This is a genomic window from Burkholderia arboris (assembly GCF_038723655.1).
GTDB classification, from domain to species: domain Bacteria; phylum Pseudomonadota; class Gammaproteobacteria; order Burkholderiales; family Burkholderiaceae; genus Burkholderia; species Burkholderia arboris.
Map to the genome: position 1 here is coordinate 918,161 of NZ_CP109822.1, position 15,902 is coordinate 934,062.

Here is a 15,902-nt window from a genome sequence, read left to right on the forward strand (position 1 = left end):
CCGGGGACGACACGATGCGGTTCCGCTTCTGGACGACCGGCGCGGCGCTGGCCGCCACGCTGTTCGCCGCCGCGTTCGCGGTGGGCTATGCGAATTCGGCGGCGCCGGCTGGCGGCGCGTTCGACGACTTGAATCACGGCCGCGCGCTTGCGCCGCTCGGGTCGGAACGGCAGTGCGAGCGTTACTCGGGGCTGCCGGCGAAATGGCGCGACGACCCGCAGGCCGGGATGGTGCACCTGCGCGGCGGCGCGTTCGTGTTCGGCAGCACGCGCGGTTATGCGGACGAGCGTCCGGTCGGCGACGGCCGCGCGCGCGTCGGCGGCTTCTGGATCGACCAGACCGACGTGACGATCGCGCAGTTCGCCGCGTTCGTGCAGGCGACCGGCTACGTGACCGAGGCCGAGCGGCAGGGCGGCGCGGCGGTGTTCCATGTGCCGACGCGCGACGAGATGAATGCGCGCGACCTCGCGTGGTGGTCGTGGGTGAAGGGCGCGTCGTGGCGTCATCCGCGCGGGCCGGGCAGCGACGTGGAAGGGCGCGGCAACCTGCCCGTCACGCTCGTCACGCAGCGCGATGCGCTCGCCTATGCGCGCTGGCTCGGCCGCGATCTGCCGTCCGAAGCCGAATGGGAATACGCGGGCAAGGCCGGCCGCGACGATGCGTCGCTCGATGCGGCGCCGCGCGACGCGCAGGGCAAGCCGGCCGCGAACTACTGGCAGGGTGCGTTTCCGGTGCTCGACACGGCCGAGGACGGACATGCGGGGCTCGCACCTGTCGGCTGCTACGCGGCGAACGGCTTCCGGCTCTACGACATGATCGGCAATGCATGGGAATGGACGAAGGACGCGTACACGGGCCCGCATCAGTCGCACACGAACGGCGACACGGCGGCCGTCGCGCCGCCGACGCGCCGGCACGATACGCCGATGGTCATCAAGGGCGGCTCGTTCCTGTGCTCGCGCGATTACTGCGTGCGCTATCGCGCGTCGTCGCGCGAACAGCAGGAAGCCGATCTCGGTGCGTCGCATATCGGTTTTCGCACGATTCTGAGGGATGGGTCATGACGAAGGGCTTCGTGCGATTCGCTTTCGCGTGGTTGCTGGCTGCGTGCGGCGTCGTGCATCAGGGCGCGGCCGTTGCGGCCGAAACCGCTGCACCGGCGGTGCGCGTCGGCGTCACGCGCGGCGTGCATGCGCAGATCCTGGACGAAGTGAAACGCGTCGCCGCTGCGCGAGGATTGGGTGTCGATGTCGTCGAATTCGACGATGCATCGCGCATCGACACGGCGCTGGCCGATGGCCGGATCGATGCGGCCAGCTTCGAGGATGCCCGGCAGCTGGCCGCGACGCGCACGCAGAAGCGCTACGCGCTGACCGAAGTCGCGCCGACCGTCACGTTGCCGATGGCGTTCTATTCGCGCAAGCTGAAAAGCCTGAACGAACTGCAACCGGGTGCGACGGTGGCGCTTCCCGCCGATCCGCGCGGGATGGCGCGTGCGCTCGTGCTGCTGCAGAACGACACGCTGGTGACGCTGCGCGAAAAAGCCGGTCTGCATGCGACGCTGCGCGATGTGACCGGCAACCGGCTCGGGTTGAAACTCGTCGCGCTGCGCCGCGATCGTCTGTACGCGGCGCTCGACACGGCTGCATTCGTCGCGATCGACAGCGACGACGCGGCGCGCGCCGGGCTGCAACCCGCGCGCGACAGCATCAGCCTCGAGGATGCGCGCTCGCCGTATGCGAACGTGCTGACGGTGCGCGACGCCGATCGCGCGAAGCCGTGGGTCGCGCAGCTCGTCGCCGCGTATCACTCGGACGACGTCGCGCGCTTCATCCTCACGCGCTACCAGGATTCGGTGCGGCGGCCGTGGTAGAGACCTACCTGCTTGCGTGCAACGCATGCGGACGCTGCTGCAACAGCCCGCCGGCGCTGTCGTTGCGCGAGCTGTTCCGGCATCGGCATCGCTTCGTCGGCGCGCTGACGATCCGCCGCGTGCCGAGGCGGCGGATCGGCGAGCGCTGGCGTGCGGGCGGCCGCGAGCATGGGCTCGATGCGGATGACGTCGCGGCGTCCGATGCGCTGGCCGACCGGCTGTTCCATCGCATCGGCGGCGCGCATGGCGAATGGGTCGCGCTGACGCTGCAGGGCTACGACTATCCGTCGCTCGGCCGTTGCGCGGCGCTGGCCGACGACGGCCGCTGCAGCGTGCATGCGAACAAGCCGTCGATCTGCGGCGCGGTGCCGCTCGATCCGCTGCTGCCGGACCGGTTGCAGTCGCGTGTGCTCGCCGCGCGGCGCGACGACGCGGCGTGGCTGGGCGCGAACTGCATCGTCGATGCGGGCGCGGCACAGTCCTCCGTCGAGTCTTCCTTTCCGATTCCGCTGGTAACGGCCGGGCAGGTCGCAGATCGCGCGGCGCTCGACGCACATCGCGACGCACTCGTGTTCGAGCGCGCGGTATGGCGCGATGCCGTGTTCACCTCGTTGACGGATGGCGGGCAGGATGGGCGTCATGCGCTGTCGCGGCTTGCGCCAGGCGGCTACCTGACCGTGTCGATCGTGCCCGTCCTGCTGACGGTTGCATCGGTTTCCGCGCATTGCCGCGCGCTGTGCATCGACTTCATCGACGCGCAGCGTGCATTGATCGGCGCAAACATCGAAGCGGCACTCGCGCGCCGACGTGCCGACGACCGGCCAGCGACGCATGAGTTGCGCGGCTTCGCGCAGGCGCTCGAACGGGCGCGACTGGCGCTGGCGGCCATGCCGTCGCCCGCCGCCGGCGTGTGTGACGATGCACGAAGGATCGACGCGTGGCTCGACGACCGTCTCGCCACCGATCCGCTCGCCGCGTAGCCGCTGCGCGACGATCTCGGCATGCCGCGGGTGCCTTACACTTGGCGCTCTTTCAACCGTCTCCCATGGAGCGTGCATGTACGCGTCGACCTTCATTTTCCGTGCCGGGCAGTACGACGACGAGTTCCACCGGCTCGACCGGCAGATCGCCGACATGGCGCGTGCGACGCCCGGCTATCTTGGCGAGGAAACGTGGGAGAACGCCGAAGCGGGGCTGATCCAGAACGTTTACTACTGGGAATCCGAAGCTGCGCTTCAGCAGTTGATGCAGCATCCGGCGCATCTCGAAGCGAAAGCAAAGCAGGCACGCTGGCTGGACGGTTATCGCGTCGTGATTTCGAAAGTACTGCGCGAGTATGGCGACGGCAAGCTGACGCAGCCGCAGGCAGGACAATCCGCGTCGCCGGCTGTCTGATTCATTTCTTTCGCATTACATATAAATAACAAGCGGCGAATCCGACGCGCCCGCATTCGTCTGCGGGTTTCGGCGGCATCGCCTGCAATCAATTTTTCATCAAGCATGGCTAAGGTGGCGGGGCTTCACGTCGTCAGTCTGTCCACAACAACATCCCCACTCGATGTCGTACGGAGCCTTGTCCATGCCGAATGTCGCCTTGTCCGCGAAGCGCCGCCGCACGTTGCGCGATCGAACTGTTCCCGCCGTTGCACTCACGCTGATTGCCGCCAGCCTCGGTGCGCAGGCTGCCCCGACTGACGGCGGCGAAAGCCGCTTCGTACCGGGTTTCCTGGTGCTCAGCCGCAGCGTGTACGACAACGTGTCCGCCAACGTGCAGCCCGGCGCGATCCTGCCGCCGAACTGTGCAAAGACCACCGGCGGTTGCGGCGCGGCGTCCGGCGCGCCGAACGACGGTACCTATCCGTACGTGTGGAACAACGATCGTTACGACGGCAGCTTCGGCATCACGTCGCGCATCTTCCTCGACCAGATCACGCCGGCAGGCGGCACCGTCGGCACCCTCGAAGTGCCGAACAGCCTGCAGAAAGGCTTCGCGCACGACCAGATGGTGACGAGCTTCAGCTCGAAGTCGGAACTCGGCCTGCACCTGTCGGCCGACGGCAATTACCTGACGTTCATGGGTTACGTCGCGCCGGTCAACACGATCGACGTGTCGAACTCGAACACGCCGATCGCCGTCGATACGACGAACCCGGACGGGCAGACCTTCTACCGCGCGATCGCACGCGTCGATCGTCACGGCCATTTCCGTTTCACCGAGACGAATGCGTACAGCGGCAACAACGGCCGCGCGGCGATCCTGAACAACCGCGACGGCCGCGAGATCTACTACACGTCGGGCAATGCCGGCAACGGTGCGAATCCGCAACCGGACAACGTGATCCTCGGCGCGGGCGCGCAGCTGATCGACGGCGCGAAGCATCGCGAAGCGCAGCAGGACCCGGGCGTGCCGACGCCGCTCGCGAGCTTCTCGGTCACGGAACTCGGCGCGAAGGCCGACAAGATCGGCAAGGACGACAACTTCCGCGGCATCGCGGTGCACGACAACGTCGTGTACTACACGAAGGGCAGCGGCGGCAACGGCGTGAACACCGTGTACTTCGTCGATACGACCGGCGCGGCATGCCCGTCTGGCGTCGGCGTGCCGTCGCCGAAGGCCGTGCTGCCGACGGCGCCGCTCGCAGTGAACGCCGCGACGTTGCAGGCGACCGGCCTGCCGAACAACATGTGCGTGCTGGCCGGCTTCCCGGCCACGCCGAACAAGACCGCGACGACGCTGTCCTACCCGTTCGGGATGTGGTTTGCCGACGCGAACACGCTGTACGTCGCGGATGAAGGCGACGGCTACACGGGGGGCGCGGACCTGTACACGCATGCGGCCGCGCAGACGGGCGCCGGCCTGCAGAAGTGGGTGTACGACGCGGGCGCGAAGCAGTGGAAGCTCGCGTACACGCTGCAGAACGGGCTGGACCTCGGCAAGCCGTATTCGGTGGCCGGCTATCCGGTCGGCAACAACGCGGCGACGGGGTTGCCGTGGGCACCGGCGACGGCCGGCCTGCGCAACCTGACGGGGCGCGTCGAGCGTGACGGTACGGTCACGATCTGGGCGATCACGGCGACGGTCAGCGGCAACGGCGACGTTGGCGCCGATCCGAACCGGCTGGTCGCGGTGCGCGACGTGCTGCGCAACACGAGCGCGACGACGGCTGCCACCGAGAAGTTCGCGGTGCTGCGGACGGCGAAGTTTGCGGAAGTGCTGCGCGGCATCTCGTTCGCGCCGGGCACGGAACCGGGCCGGTCGCACTGACGCGGGTGATGCCCGGCTGACGCACGCGGCGTGCGCACCAGCGAACCCACGCAAAAATGCCCCGAAGGCCGGATGGTCTTCGGGGCATTTTTTTGTACTCCTGCGACGTATGTGTTCGCGATTGCTTTGATGATCGGGCCATTCGTGGCCCGGTCGGGCCAAAAGTGGCCCGGTAAATTTCTTTTACTTTCAAACGATTGGTTTTGAGCGGGCCACGAATGGCCCGATTTCCCCTCGAAAAAAACGATTTTCGCGGTTGCGCTTTCTTCGTCGCTTGCCTGAAATACCGGGCATTGCCGCTAACGTGCTGATATTAATGGACTAAATCGCGACTTGAGATAGTTGGCACGGGCATTGCCTTACCTAGTCCGTCATCACCGATGGCAACACGGTCAGAGGGCCGTGTCGGTTCCAAGAACAAGGACTGCATCCATGCCGACTCCCGCTTATATCAGCATCCAGGGCAAGACCCAGGGGAACATCACGCAAGGCGCTTTTACGGCCGATTCCGTAGGCAACGTCTATCAGGAAGGTCACGAAGACCAGATCCTGGTCCAGGAAGTCGAACACCTGATCGCCACCCCGACCGACCCGCAGAGCGGCCAGCCGTCGGGCCAGCGTGTGCACAAGCCGTTCACCTTTACCTCGCCGCTCAACAAGGCCACGCCGCTGCTGTATCAGGCGCTGGCCTCCGGTGAAATGCTCCCCGAAGTGGAAGTGAAGTGGTACCGCACTTCGACCGAGGGCAAGCAGGAGCACTTCTTCACCACCAAGCTCGAAGACGCCACCATCGTCACCATCAACACCGTGCTGCCGCATGCGCAGGACGCGACCAAGGCCGAGTACACCCAACTGGTCAAGGTCGCTATGGCTTACCGCAAGATCACCTGGACCCACGCCATCGCCGGCACCGAAGCCTCGGACGACTGGCGCAAGCCCCAGGAAGCCTGAGCCTGGTCCACTCGGTGCGACTGGCGCGAGCGCTGGTCGCTCACTTCAGCATGTAGATCGCCAGCCCGGTAACGGGCTGGTAAGGAATGCTCATGGTTGATCGAACCGACCTGCGTTTTACCTTCGCCGCTGGCGATGAATCGTTCGAAGTGGTGGAGTTCACGCTGCATGAGGGGTTGTCCGAGACCTTTTTGTTGCAGGTGGAACTGGCTAGCGCGAATCCCGCCATCGACTTCGGTCAGGTGCTCGACTGCAATGGCCTGCTCACGATCTGGCAGGGCGGTGCACCCGTGCGTTACGTGCACGGCGCGGTGTCAAGTTTCGTGCAAGGTGACACGGGCTTTCGACGTACCCGGTATTCCGCGGTCATCGAGCCGCGCCTGGCGCGACTGAAGCTGTCCTCCGACTGGCGCATCTTCCAGACGTTGAGCGTTCCGGAGATTGCGCAGGCCGTGCTCAAGGCGCATCACCAGACGCTGGATTACGAGCAGCGCGTCACCGCCGAGCATCTGGCACGCGAATACTGCGTGCAGGCCGGCGACACCGATTACGATTTCATCGAACGCATCCTGCGCGAGGAGGGCTTTTTCTACGCCTTCCAGCACAAGGCCGACGGCCACCGGCTGATCCACTGCGATCGACTCTTTATCTTCGGTCGCCAGCAGGGCGAGCCGGTGATCTACAACCCCACGCCTGGCGGCGATCAGTCTGATCCGTGCCTGTGTACGTTTGCCTATACCGAGAACGTGCGCACCGCGCGCCAGGTGCAGCGTGACTACACGTTCAAGAGCCCACGCTATCCGCACGAATATCCGCGTGAGGGCACTGACCTCGATCACCAGGGCCGCGGCTACGCGCGCTACGACTACCCGGGCCGCTACAAGCACGAACCCAGCGGCAAGGCCTTTACGCAGGACCGCCTGCGCGGCCATCGTCGCGATACGCGTATCGCGCGGGTTAGCGGCGACGATGCGCGCCTGCAGCCGGGCATCGCGTTCGACCTGACCGGCCACCCGCGTGAGGACATGAACCGCGGCTGGCGTCCGGTCAGCATCATCCATCACGGCAAGCAGTACACCAGCCAGGAGGAAGAGAGCGCTGACGCGCGGCAAGGCACGCACTACCGCTATGACGCCGTACTGGTGCCGGACGATACCGAGTGGCGCGCCGAGCCGCTGCCGCGCCCGCGCATCGACGGCCCGCAGCCGGCGACGGTGGTGGGCCCCGAAGGCGAAGAGATCTACACCGACGAGTACGGCCGGGTGAAGGTGCAGTTCCCATGGGATCGCGACGGCAAGCACGACGAGCACAGCTCGTGCTGGATCCAGGTTGCGCAGAACTGGGCCGGTGCGACCTGGGGACATATGGCGATTCCGCGCATCGGGCAGGAAGTGATCATGGTCAACCTGGATGGCGATCCGGACCAGCCTCTCATCATCGGGCGGGCGTACAACCGCCTGCAATTGCCGCCGTACGAGCTGCCGCGACACAAGACGCGGATGACGATCAAGAGCCAGACGCACAAGGGCGAGGGCTTCAACGAACTGCGCTTCGAGGACGAGGCTGATCAGGAGGAAATCTATGTCCACGCTCAGAGGGATCAGAACATCCACGTCAACCACGACGAAACCACCTTCGTGGGCAACGACCGCAGCGAGCAGGTCGAGCACGACGAAACGATCGCCATCGGCAACGATCGCAAAGAAACCGTGGGTCGCGACGAGCAGGTCACCATCGGTCAGGACCGGCGCCACGACATCGGGCAGGACGACTTCCAGGCTATCGGCCGCAACCACACGATCCACACCGGCAAGGATCGAACCGAGGAAGTCGGCAACCATCGCCGCGACAAGACCGTTGCCGATCACACGGTGGATATCGGTGGGCATCTAACGCAGCGCGTGCAGGGCCGTGCCGAACTGGAGGCGGGGCAAGCCATTCGGCATCGCACCAAGGTTGTCGAGTTGCAAGCCGGCGAGGTAATCCGCCTGCGTGGCCCCGGCGGCACGATCACGCTGGATGGCAGCGGCGTGGAGATCGAGGCCATCGCCATCCGCGTGAAGGGCCCAATGGTCCAGGATCGTAAGGGTGCTGGGCACGCGCTTTCGCTATCTGGCGATTCGGTATTCGGTGATCCGCCGGATGACGCTTTCTACCTGACCTTCTCGGGCGATGCCTAAGCACGCGGAATTTTATGGCTAACTACAAATACCCCTTCAAGGACAAGGCCGGAAAGGACGTGGTCGACGCCGATGTCTACTACAGCGCACTCGGCATGGCCAGCGGCGGCTATTACGTGTTCGGACCGTCGGGCGCACATAGCGGCATTCACTATGAGTCGGCGATGGCCAACCTACTGTCCCTCGACGAGGGCATCGGCGCCATGACCAAAGGCGAAGTGGTCGCCTACCGGATCAATCGTGACTACCCGACCTTCCCCGGGGCGGCCAAAGGGCCGACGACCGCCGAATCCACCTCGGCCGCCTTTAGTACCGGCTTTGTTCTGACACGGCATACGTTGGAATACCCGACCGGCAATAAGCTCACGTATTTCTGCTTGGCAATGCACCTGCGTTCGTTTGGCGAATACGAACGCATGGGGAGTGTGGTCAAGCGCCCCGCGTACTGGCCGGCCAAGATCTGTCGCGTCAAGGAAACCGCCAAAGAGAAACAAACTGTACCGAAAGGGGCCACCGATCAGCCGGTCATCGGTTTGAGCGTGCGTGCAAAACCTTCGTTCGCCAAAGACTCGCCCGTCCTTGGCTACCTGCCACACGGTGCTCGCTTCACGGTACTCCAGCGCGACAAACAGTGGGTCAAGATTAAGCGCGTGATCGAGAAAGCGATCGTGCCGCCATCGACCGCGCAGACGGAGGTGCCCGCCACCGCGCATAGCGGATGGGTCTCGATGAGCTGGCTGGAAGCACTAGGCCAGGCGCCGGAGGACTTTGATGTCGTGGTTACGCCAGCGAGCCCGCCGGCGGTCAAAGCTGAGGAACTGCTGGGCCACATGGGTGAGTACCGGCGAGTACAGGATCCGGGGCAGGGCCGCAAGCTGATGCACCACGAGATCATCGTCGGCCCGGAACTGCGCGCCTTTCTGGAAAAGAGTCGTGCTGCTGCGGCAAAGGCCACGCCTCAGCAGAAAACGCTGCTGCGGGTGGCGCCAGATACCCAGTTGCATAACCCGGTACTCGCACCACCGCAGGCTGGTTTGTTGCCGGTGAATACCATTGTCGCGCTGGATGGTACGCCGCCTGACGATGCGCTGTACGTCAAGGTCAAGCCTATGGGGGCGATGCAGTGGATCGACCGCAAAGCCAAGTTGCCGACGGGTGCCAAGGAGGCCAATCTGTTCCGTCTCAACGATGGGGCCGTGTACGCGGCAGCGGAAATTGTTCGCGTGCCGCGGCAGGGGACGGTCGGTCAACCTGGAGCTACGCGCTTCCGCGGGGTTTTCGTCGAGGCTATTAGTCAGACGCCCGTTTGGATCACCAAAGACACGTACGCCACGCTGGTCGGTATCCAAGGACGTAAATTGCTGACGGCCGATCTGCCGCAAGGGTGGGGAAGTTTTCCACTGACGTTCGCAGCCAACGGCCCCAAGAACGGTGTGCAGCCGCAGCATGTGTCGCGGCTCATGATGCAGCAATCGAGACCGGACAGACAAATCCCCACGGAACTACCCAAGGTGTTTGCCCTGGATGAAGCGGGTAACGGCTGGTGGCAGGTGCAACTGAAAACCAGTGGCACCACCGCCATCGGCTGGGTAGGCGAAGTGGGCCATGCTGGTGTTTCCCTGCACTCGCCGCATGAGTGGGTGGACTTCAAACTGATTGAGTCCAAGCCAACCACGGCCGCCTACGGCAGCTATTTTGCCGACTTCAAGCAGATGGAGGAGTTTCAGCGCGGGCGATTGGGAATGAAGGACGCCGATCTCGACGTGCCGCTGCGCGAAGTGCGAGCGCTGCTCGATGCCGATCACGACGGTCAGCTCACCTTGGCCGAAGTGAAGGCAGCTCAACGCGATCACGACACCATCCGCCAATTATCGCGTGTGATCCTGCGCTATCCGAGTGAGTGGAAGGCAGACAAGAAGGCGTGGGATGCCTACGATGCGCTGATTCCCCCGTCATCTAAGACGGCTTGGGAGGCGGAGAAAGCGCGTATCGCACAGTTAGTGTGGTGGGATCAAGTGGCAGGAAAAGTAAAGGGCTTTCCGGTTAAGCCGTTTGTCTTCCACATCCATCCCGTCGCCATGGCCTGCAGTTTCTCTGGATATGCGGCAAGTCGCTTGTCGCGGAAAGGTTTTTGGTTCATCTACTCGCAAGAGGCACGCGAAAACGTTTCGAATGTACTGCATTGGCCAGGTGGCGACAGTGGCGTGACTCTCGGACCTGGATATGACATGGGGGAAAGAAGTGCCCCGAGCATTCGAGGGCAAATGCTAAAGATTGGACTCTCCGAAGCCGTGGCTACCGGAATTTCAGGTGCAGCAGGTTTGACAGGTGCTGCGGCAAAGAAGTTTGCCTCGGAAAACAAAGGCCTGGTTCGGCTTGATCGCCAGCAAGAAGCGGAGTTGCTGCGTGTCGTCGTACCCGCATATGAAAAAATAGTGATAAGAGATATAGATCGGGTTCTCACTCAGAACGAGTTCGATGCGCTCACTTCATTTGCTTACAATCCTGCCGGTCGGTGGCGTAGTCTGGCGACACTGATTAATGCGGGGGATCTTAGCTCTGCCGTGAGAAAGATAAGGGAAGGGGCGTCGTCGGGTGGAGTGGTGCTAGGTGGTCTGGTGAAGCGGCGGGAAGATGAAGTTAATCTTCTGATCGATGGTCGTTACGAATTTCAAGGTGAGGCCATTTCGATTCCATATTTTTGATCAATATTGCATCTTGAAAAATCAAGGCATTTATAAAGCAAGGGTGGAGTGTGAGTAAGGTGCTCGTGGTCTTTCTATTTTTTATATCGCTACCAGTGGTGCGTGCGGGTGAGTTGCCTGGAGGGTTGATTGGGAAATGGGAGGTTGTTGAGATTCATGTGGACAAAAACTTTGGTGGGAGAGTGAATTACGGATGGGATGATCCGAGGCTTAAGTGGAGATTGTTTAACTTCAGTAGTATCGAGATATCCAATAATACACCAGAAGATGAGACGAATTGCGTGACTCCCGAGATTTCGCCGGAGGACGTGAATTTTGACGATTTCCTAAGGGTGTATCTCGGCGGATACGGAAAGAGTTCGTCAAGATCTCCGACCAAAGACTATGAACTTGGCGTGGCCGGAAACACGAACGTGCAAGTGATGCATGTGCTTTGCGGACAAAAGCATTGGAATGGCTTGCTTGGTGGTATTTACGACGACGATCGAGACAACAACGGTTCGTGGTTGCTTATGATGAGCAAACAGCGGGTGTTGCTAAGCTGGTACGACGAGACGATCTTGGTGCTCTCTAAGATCGCGTCAGGTGCCAAGCCCTCGCCCTCCTTTGCTTGCTCAAAGGCCACGCTCCCTACAGAGTGGGCTATTTGCGGGTCGTTTGAATTGGCGGGATTCGACAAGAGCGTCGATTCCGCTTATCGCGTGGCGTTGCGGGACGCGCAGCAGTCTTCGGAAAGTATTGTCGACATTCAGCGCCAGCAGCGCGCTTGGCTCAAAGAGCGTAACCGTTGTGGAAGTAATTCAAACTGCATTCAAGCGGCAATGAAGAAACAACTAGACTGGTATCGGGCCGCGTATTTAATGGAGAGTCGCTGACGATCATGAATGACGACGCGAGTTGCATTCCCATTAGAGTCTGCATGCTTTGCTTCCTGCAAATCGGAGCGATAGAGGCGGCGGAACCAAATTGCGTACACGAGCAAGTCACCAGCGGTCAGGACCGACGCCACGACATCGGGCAGGACGACTTCCTGAGCGTCGGCCGCAACCACACGATCCACACCGGTAAGGACCGAACCGAGGAAGTCGGCAACCATCGCCGCGACAAGACGGCTGCCGATCACACGGTGGATATCGGTGGGCGTCTAACGCAGCGCGTGCAGGGCCGTGCCGAACTGGAGGCGGGGCAAGCCATTCGCCAACGCACCAAGGTTGTCGAGTTGCACGCCGGCGAGGTAATCCGCCTGCGCGGCCCCGGCGGCACGATCACGCTGGACGGGCGGCGTCACTCTCGACGCCGTGGTGATTCGGCTCAAGGGCCCGCTGATACGCTAAAGCGCAGACGGGCGAAATGCGCGAGCGCTTGAGTTACTGCGTGGTCAAGATGCCCAGCGAATGGGCACGGGACGATTTCGACAAGCGCTGGAGCTGGCTAAAAGGCATCGAAGGAGAGAGCGCCGTTGCAAACATTGTGTTTCCGATGTGCCTGGGCGATCCGGCGTATGAAAGGCTTAAGCGCCATCACCAGGCCTTAGCGTTTTGGGAAGATGCGGTGGAGAAAGGGCTGACGCTCGAGAAGGAGCATTATCATTTTCATCCGCTGCAGTTTGTTGAGGCGTTCAAGATCTGCGGATGGCTGAGTGAGGATGAGTTAAGGCATGTATATCCAAGCACATATGAAAGAATAACTGATGGCGGGTCTGATGAGGTCGCGCCAGGAGCGCTATCTGACAGTCGAAGAGAAAAATACAGAAAACACATTAATAGAGTAATTCGAAAATACTTGATCATCCAAAACATGAAGAGAATGTCTCATTTCTTTGGTCAGGGTGCGGAAGAGTCGAAAACTCTAACTTGGATGAGCGAGCAACGCACAGAGGCGAGTTGCAATCAATTATACGGAGGAAAACTTGGCAATGATCTCCCGGGAGACGGTTATAGGTATAGAGGTCGCGGCCTAAAACAGCTAACGGGTAAATATAACTACTCCGAATACTGGGTATATAGAGGGTGGATTGATCGACGTTCATTTACTGCTAACTGGTGGGCTCCTCATCATCCAAATGCCAATAGGCCAGTTATAGATGGTCCTGCACCTGATTAAATTCTCAGTGACGATTTTGCGACAATCGATGCGGGAGGGTGGTATTGGGAGGCAACGCCTGATCGTGGTGCGCCACATAATGGGAGCACTATAAATGTTCTTGCGGATAATAACGTAATGGACACGGCGGCCGTGCGGACGATAACTGTTCAAATTAATGGTGCGGCTGGGGCTATAAATAATCGTGTATATCACACGCTTCGAATCCATGAAATATTCGGTGACACTCTGTGATGAGAAAATTATTTGCGGCTGTAATTTCAATTTTACTCGCAACTCAGTATGCCTTTTCGGAGGAGGGCCGGGCGATTATTTTGCGAGGCGTAAAGTTTTCCTATCCGTCGGATTTTTATTTTGGGAGTCCGGTGCTGATAAATAAAAATGATTATGATGTAGTTGAGATAAGGAGGAAGGTTAAATCTCCGTTCCCTGTGGATAATCTAGAGCTGTGTTCTCTAGGGCTGGTGAGGTGCTCGGAGGTAACTGGTCAATATGTGATCGAGGAGTTGGGGCGACGAGTTATTTTGGGTGGATACGCTGATGAGGTTTATATTTCAAAAACTAATGGTTGGACATTGTATGAAAGTTATCCTCTGTGCCAAAATCCGGGGGTGGGTGGAAAGATTAATGGATTGGCCGGGCAATGCTATAAGTCCGTGCTTAACAACGGCGAGAAGGTTGTTGTCATTGGGGGTTTTCTTGGAGATGCAAGTTCATGTAGACCTGACAAGAACTGCTGGAAGAGGCAAGTCATTCGATTTAGATTAATCCAGGATTCCGTTTATAAAGAAAATTAAGGATGGCTCATCTTCCTTGGTCGGTACTGCCTGTGGGCCACACCTAAGAAACACTCATCGTCACGCTGAGCGAATTGTGCGGGGCTATCACACTTGCCACGCACGGCACCAGCGGTACGCTGCGGGGCAGAACGGACGAAGTTGAAGGGGCCTACAACCTCTACAAGACTCTAACGGATATGGTCACTGCGCGCCTGCTCGGCGATCTGCTGGTAGCGGCGGACAACGGCAACTGTGGGAAACAACGTAAGTTTTACCAGGAGCCATCGCAAGTCTCTCTGAGTGCCGGCTAGAGTCCTCGGGGGCAACTAGCAGTTCGAAGGCGTACGGGGAAAGCGCCGATGATGGTTAAACAGACAACATCTGCAAGGACATCATGGAGGGATCGTGACTATCTTCGTGCGACGAAGCGTGCTTATCGCTGTACTGTTTTGGGTCTCCACAGCGACTGCGGGGGAGGTCTATCGCACCGTAGAGGATAAAGAACTGACTGGTCGAAGCCCCGATCTGACTCGGGTAATCATTAGTCATAGGTCGTTTTCTGTCTACAAATCCTTGGGTTGTCGTTTAATAGGCGAGCGAATCGATTTGGATGGCAGGGGCAAGGTATTTCTATTCACCACTGAAGATGCGTGTGGGTGGGGTTCCGCCCTTGGCCCTATTTGGATTGTGCGTGTGGGAAATGATCATGTTGGCAAGGTGGTTTTGGATGCCAGAGGCTACTCTGTTGTAGGTAAATCAGGGTCCTCGCGTGGGATGCTCAATATAGAAGTTCAAAGTGGCAATGCGGCGTTTATAGCAACCCAAAGCTACCGTTTTGATGGTGTGCGATACAGAGCCGTCGGTTCACGACGAGGCGCGGGGGCACCGGATGGTGTTGTTGATTGACAAAAAAGCATCGTGCTCTTTGCCGACAAAATGACGGATAGGTTCAGGCGACCGGATCGGGAAATAAAGCTGCGCCCGTCCGCGGCACCAGCGAGACATACTGTCAGGAAACCGAACAATGTAGATCGGTGCGACCCACGCCTCAAAGCGCTTCAACCAACCTCCGCGTACTCTTCTCGCAATACTCATGACACGCCGCCCGCGCGGCGATCGACGCGCCGTGCACGAACCTTGGCGCATCCGCGCGCCGCGACATCGACACGACGATCGACGGCGGCGACGGCTGCAGCGGCAGCTCGACAACCTCACCGCTTTCAATCAGCGCATCGACGAACAGCACCGGAATCGCGGCGACGCCGAAACCGTCGCGCACCAGCTGTACGATCACCGAGATCGACGGCGAGCCGGTGATGCGCGTCTCCGACAGCGGCACGCCGTGCGCGTGCGCGAGCGTGCGCACGATGTCTTCGAGTGCGCGATGGGGCGCGGTGCCGCGCCCGTAGGTGAGGATCGGCTGGCGCAGCACCTGCCGCGCGAGGCCCGTGCGCGTGTTCGGCAGCAGCCCGGTCCGGGCGATCCAGCGCACCGGGTAGTTCGCGAGCGCATCGCACACGACCGACGCCTCGTCGCTGCCTTCCACGCGGATGATCAGGTCGAGTTCACCGGCCATCAGCCGGCGCTGCAGCACGACGCTGACGTCGACGGTCAGGTCGATTTCCAGTTGCGGATAGTCGGCCGCCAGCCGCCGCATATAGTGCGGCAGCCAGCTGTGCACGACGGTCTCGATCACGCCGAGCCGCAGCTTGCCGCGCAGCGCGCTTTCGCCGGACGCGGCAGCCTGCAGCTCCTGCGTCGCCTCGACCACGGCTTTCGCGTAGCCGAGCAGGTACTCGCCGTTCGGCGTGAGCCGGAATTCACGGCTGTCGCGATCGACGAGTACCGTCTGCAGTTCGTCCTCGAGCGCCTTCAGGCGCTGCGAGATCGCGGCCGGCGTCGCGTGCAGCGCCGCCGCGGTCGTGCGGAAGTTGCGCAGCTTCGCGAGCGTGACGAAGGTTTCGAGAAAACGCGTGTTCATGGCGGTCGGACAAAAGGGTCGATGCGCAGCTTGCCGGTGAGGAAAAGTGAACGGGACCGGGGAAA

The 15,902-nt window shown here is 61.1% G+C and carries 14 protein-coding genes; 13 read left to right on the forward strand and 1 reads right to left on the reverse strand.

Going from position 1 to position 15,902, the window contains the following annotated elements; translation table 11 throughout:
* The first annotated feature begins 14 nt into the window (after positions 1–14).
* The 13 genes from OHZ10_RS21450 to OHZ10_RS21510 all read left to right on the forward strand — a co-directional run bounded on the left by OHZ10_RS21450 (position 15) and on the right by OHZ10_RS21510 (position 14,762).
* Complete coding sequence (locus OHZ10_RS21450) at positions 15–1,064, forward strand: formylglycine-generating enzyme family protein (protein WP_342705735.1); 1,050 nt, start codon at positions 15–17, stop codon at positions 1,062–1,064.
* Positions 1,061–1,873: a MetQ/NlpA family lipoprotein gene (locus tag OHZ10_RS21455; protein ID WP_342705736.1), complete on the forward strand. Its 813-nt coding sequence runs from the start codon at positions 1,061–1,063 to the stop codon at positions 1,871–1,873. The genes OHZ10_RS21450 and OHZ10_RS21455 overlap by 4 nt, the downstream gene beginning before the upstream one ends.
* Positions 1,867–2,853, forward strand: coding sequence for a flagellin N-methylase (locus tag OHZ10_RS21460; protein ID WP_342705737.1), 987 nt, complete (start codon positions 1,867–1,869; stop codon positions 2,851–2,853). The genes OHZ10_RS21455 and OHZ10_RS21460 overlap by 7 nt, the downstream gene beginning before the upstream one ends.
* Before the next feature lie 76 nt (positions 2,854–2,929).
* On the forward strand, positions 2,930–3,268 hold the full coding sequence (locus OHZ10_RS21465; protein WP_059237630.1) for an antibiotic biosynthesis monooxygenase family protein: 339 nt from the start codon (positions 2,930–2,932) through the stop codon (positions 3,266–3,268).
* Positions 3,269–3,452: 184 nt separating this feature from the next.
* Positions 3,453–5,138, forward strand: coding sequence for a hypothetical protein (locus OHZ10_RS21470; protein ID WP_342705738.1), 1,686 nt, complete (start codon positions 3,453–3,455; stop codon positions 5,136–5,138).
* A gap of 432 nt (positions 5,139–5,570) precedes the next feature.
* The gene (locus OHZ10_RS21475; protein WP_342705739.1) at positions 5,571–6,089 is read left to right on the forward strand and encodes an Hcp family type VI secretion system effector; all 519 of its coding nucleotides are present in this window, start codon (positions 5,571–5,573) and stop codon (positions 6,087–6,089) included.
* 92 nt (positions 6,090–6,181) lie between these two features.
* Positions 6,182–8,269 (forward strand): type VI secretion system Vgr family protein, encoded by a 2,088-nt coding sequence (locus tag OHZ10_RS21480; RefSeq protein ID WP_342705740.1) that lies wholly within the window; start codon positions 6,182–6,184, stop codon positions 8,267–8,269.
* A 14-nt stretch (positions 8,270–8,283) separates the two neighbouring features.
* Positions 8,284–10,974, forward strand: a complete 2,691-nt coding sequence (locus OHZ10_RS21485; RefSeq protein WP_342705741.1) for a glycoside hydrolase family protein — start codon at positions 8,284–8,286, stop codon at positions 10,972–10,974.
* 50 nt (positions 10,975–11,024) lie between these two features.
* Positions 11,025–11,849: a hypothetical protein gene (locus OHZ10_RS21490; RefSeq protein ID WP_342705742.1), complete on the forward strand. Its 825-nt coding sequence runs from the start codon at positions 11,025–11,027 to the stop codon at positions 11,847–11,849.
* A gap of 44 nt (positions 11,850–11,893) precedes the next feature.
* Positions 11,894–12,340 carry a bacteriophage T4 gp5 trimerisation domain-containing protein gene (locus tag OHZ10_RS21495; protein WP_342705743.1) on the forward strand — a complete coding sequence of 149 codons (447 nt, stop codon included), beginning with the start codon at positions 11,894–11,896 and terminating at the stop codon, positions 12,338–12,340.
* The gene (locus tag OHZ10_RS21500; RefSeq protein ID WP_342705744.1) at positions 12,325–13,077 is read left to right on the forward strand and encodes a hypothetical protein; all 753 of its coding nucleotides are present in this window, start codon (positions 12,325–12,327) and stop codon (positions 13,075–13,077) included. Before OHZ10_RS21495 ends, OHZ10_RS21500 begins: the two co-directional genes overlap by 16 nt.
* 233 nt (positions 13,078–13,310) lie before the next feature.
* Positions 13,311–13,874, forward strand: a complete 564-nt coding sequence (locus OHZ10_RS21505) for a hypothetical protein (RefSeq protein WP_342705745.1) — start codon at positions 13,311–13,313, stop codon at positions 13,872–13,874.
* Between the two features lie 387 nt (positions 13,875–14,261).
* Complete coding sequence (locus OHZ10_RS21510; protein ID WP_342705746.1) at positions 14,262–14,762, forward strand: hypothetical protein; 501 nt, start codon at positions 14,262–14,264, stop codon at positions 14,760–14,762.
* 142 nt (positions 14,763–14,904) lie between these two features.
* Here OHZ10_RS21510 and OHZ10_RS21515 read toward each other — a convergent pair whose 3' ends face one another.
* Complete coding sequence (locus OHZ10_RS21515; RefSeq protein ID WP_059237625.1) at positions 14,905–15,837, reverse strand: LysR family transcriptional regulator; 933 nt, start codon at positions 15,835–15,837, stop codon at positions 14,905–14,907.
* Positions 15,838–15,902: the final 65 nt, after the last annotated feature.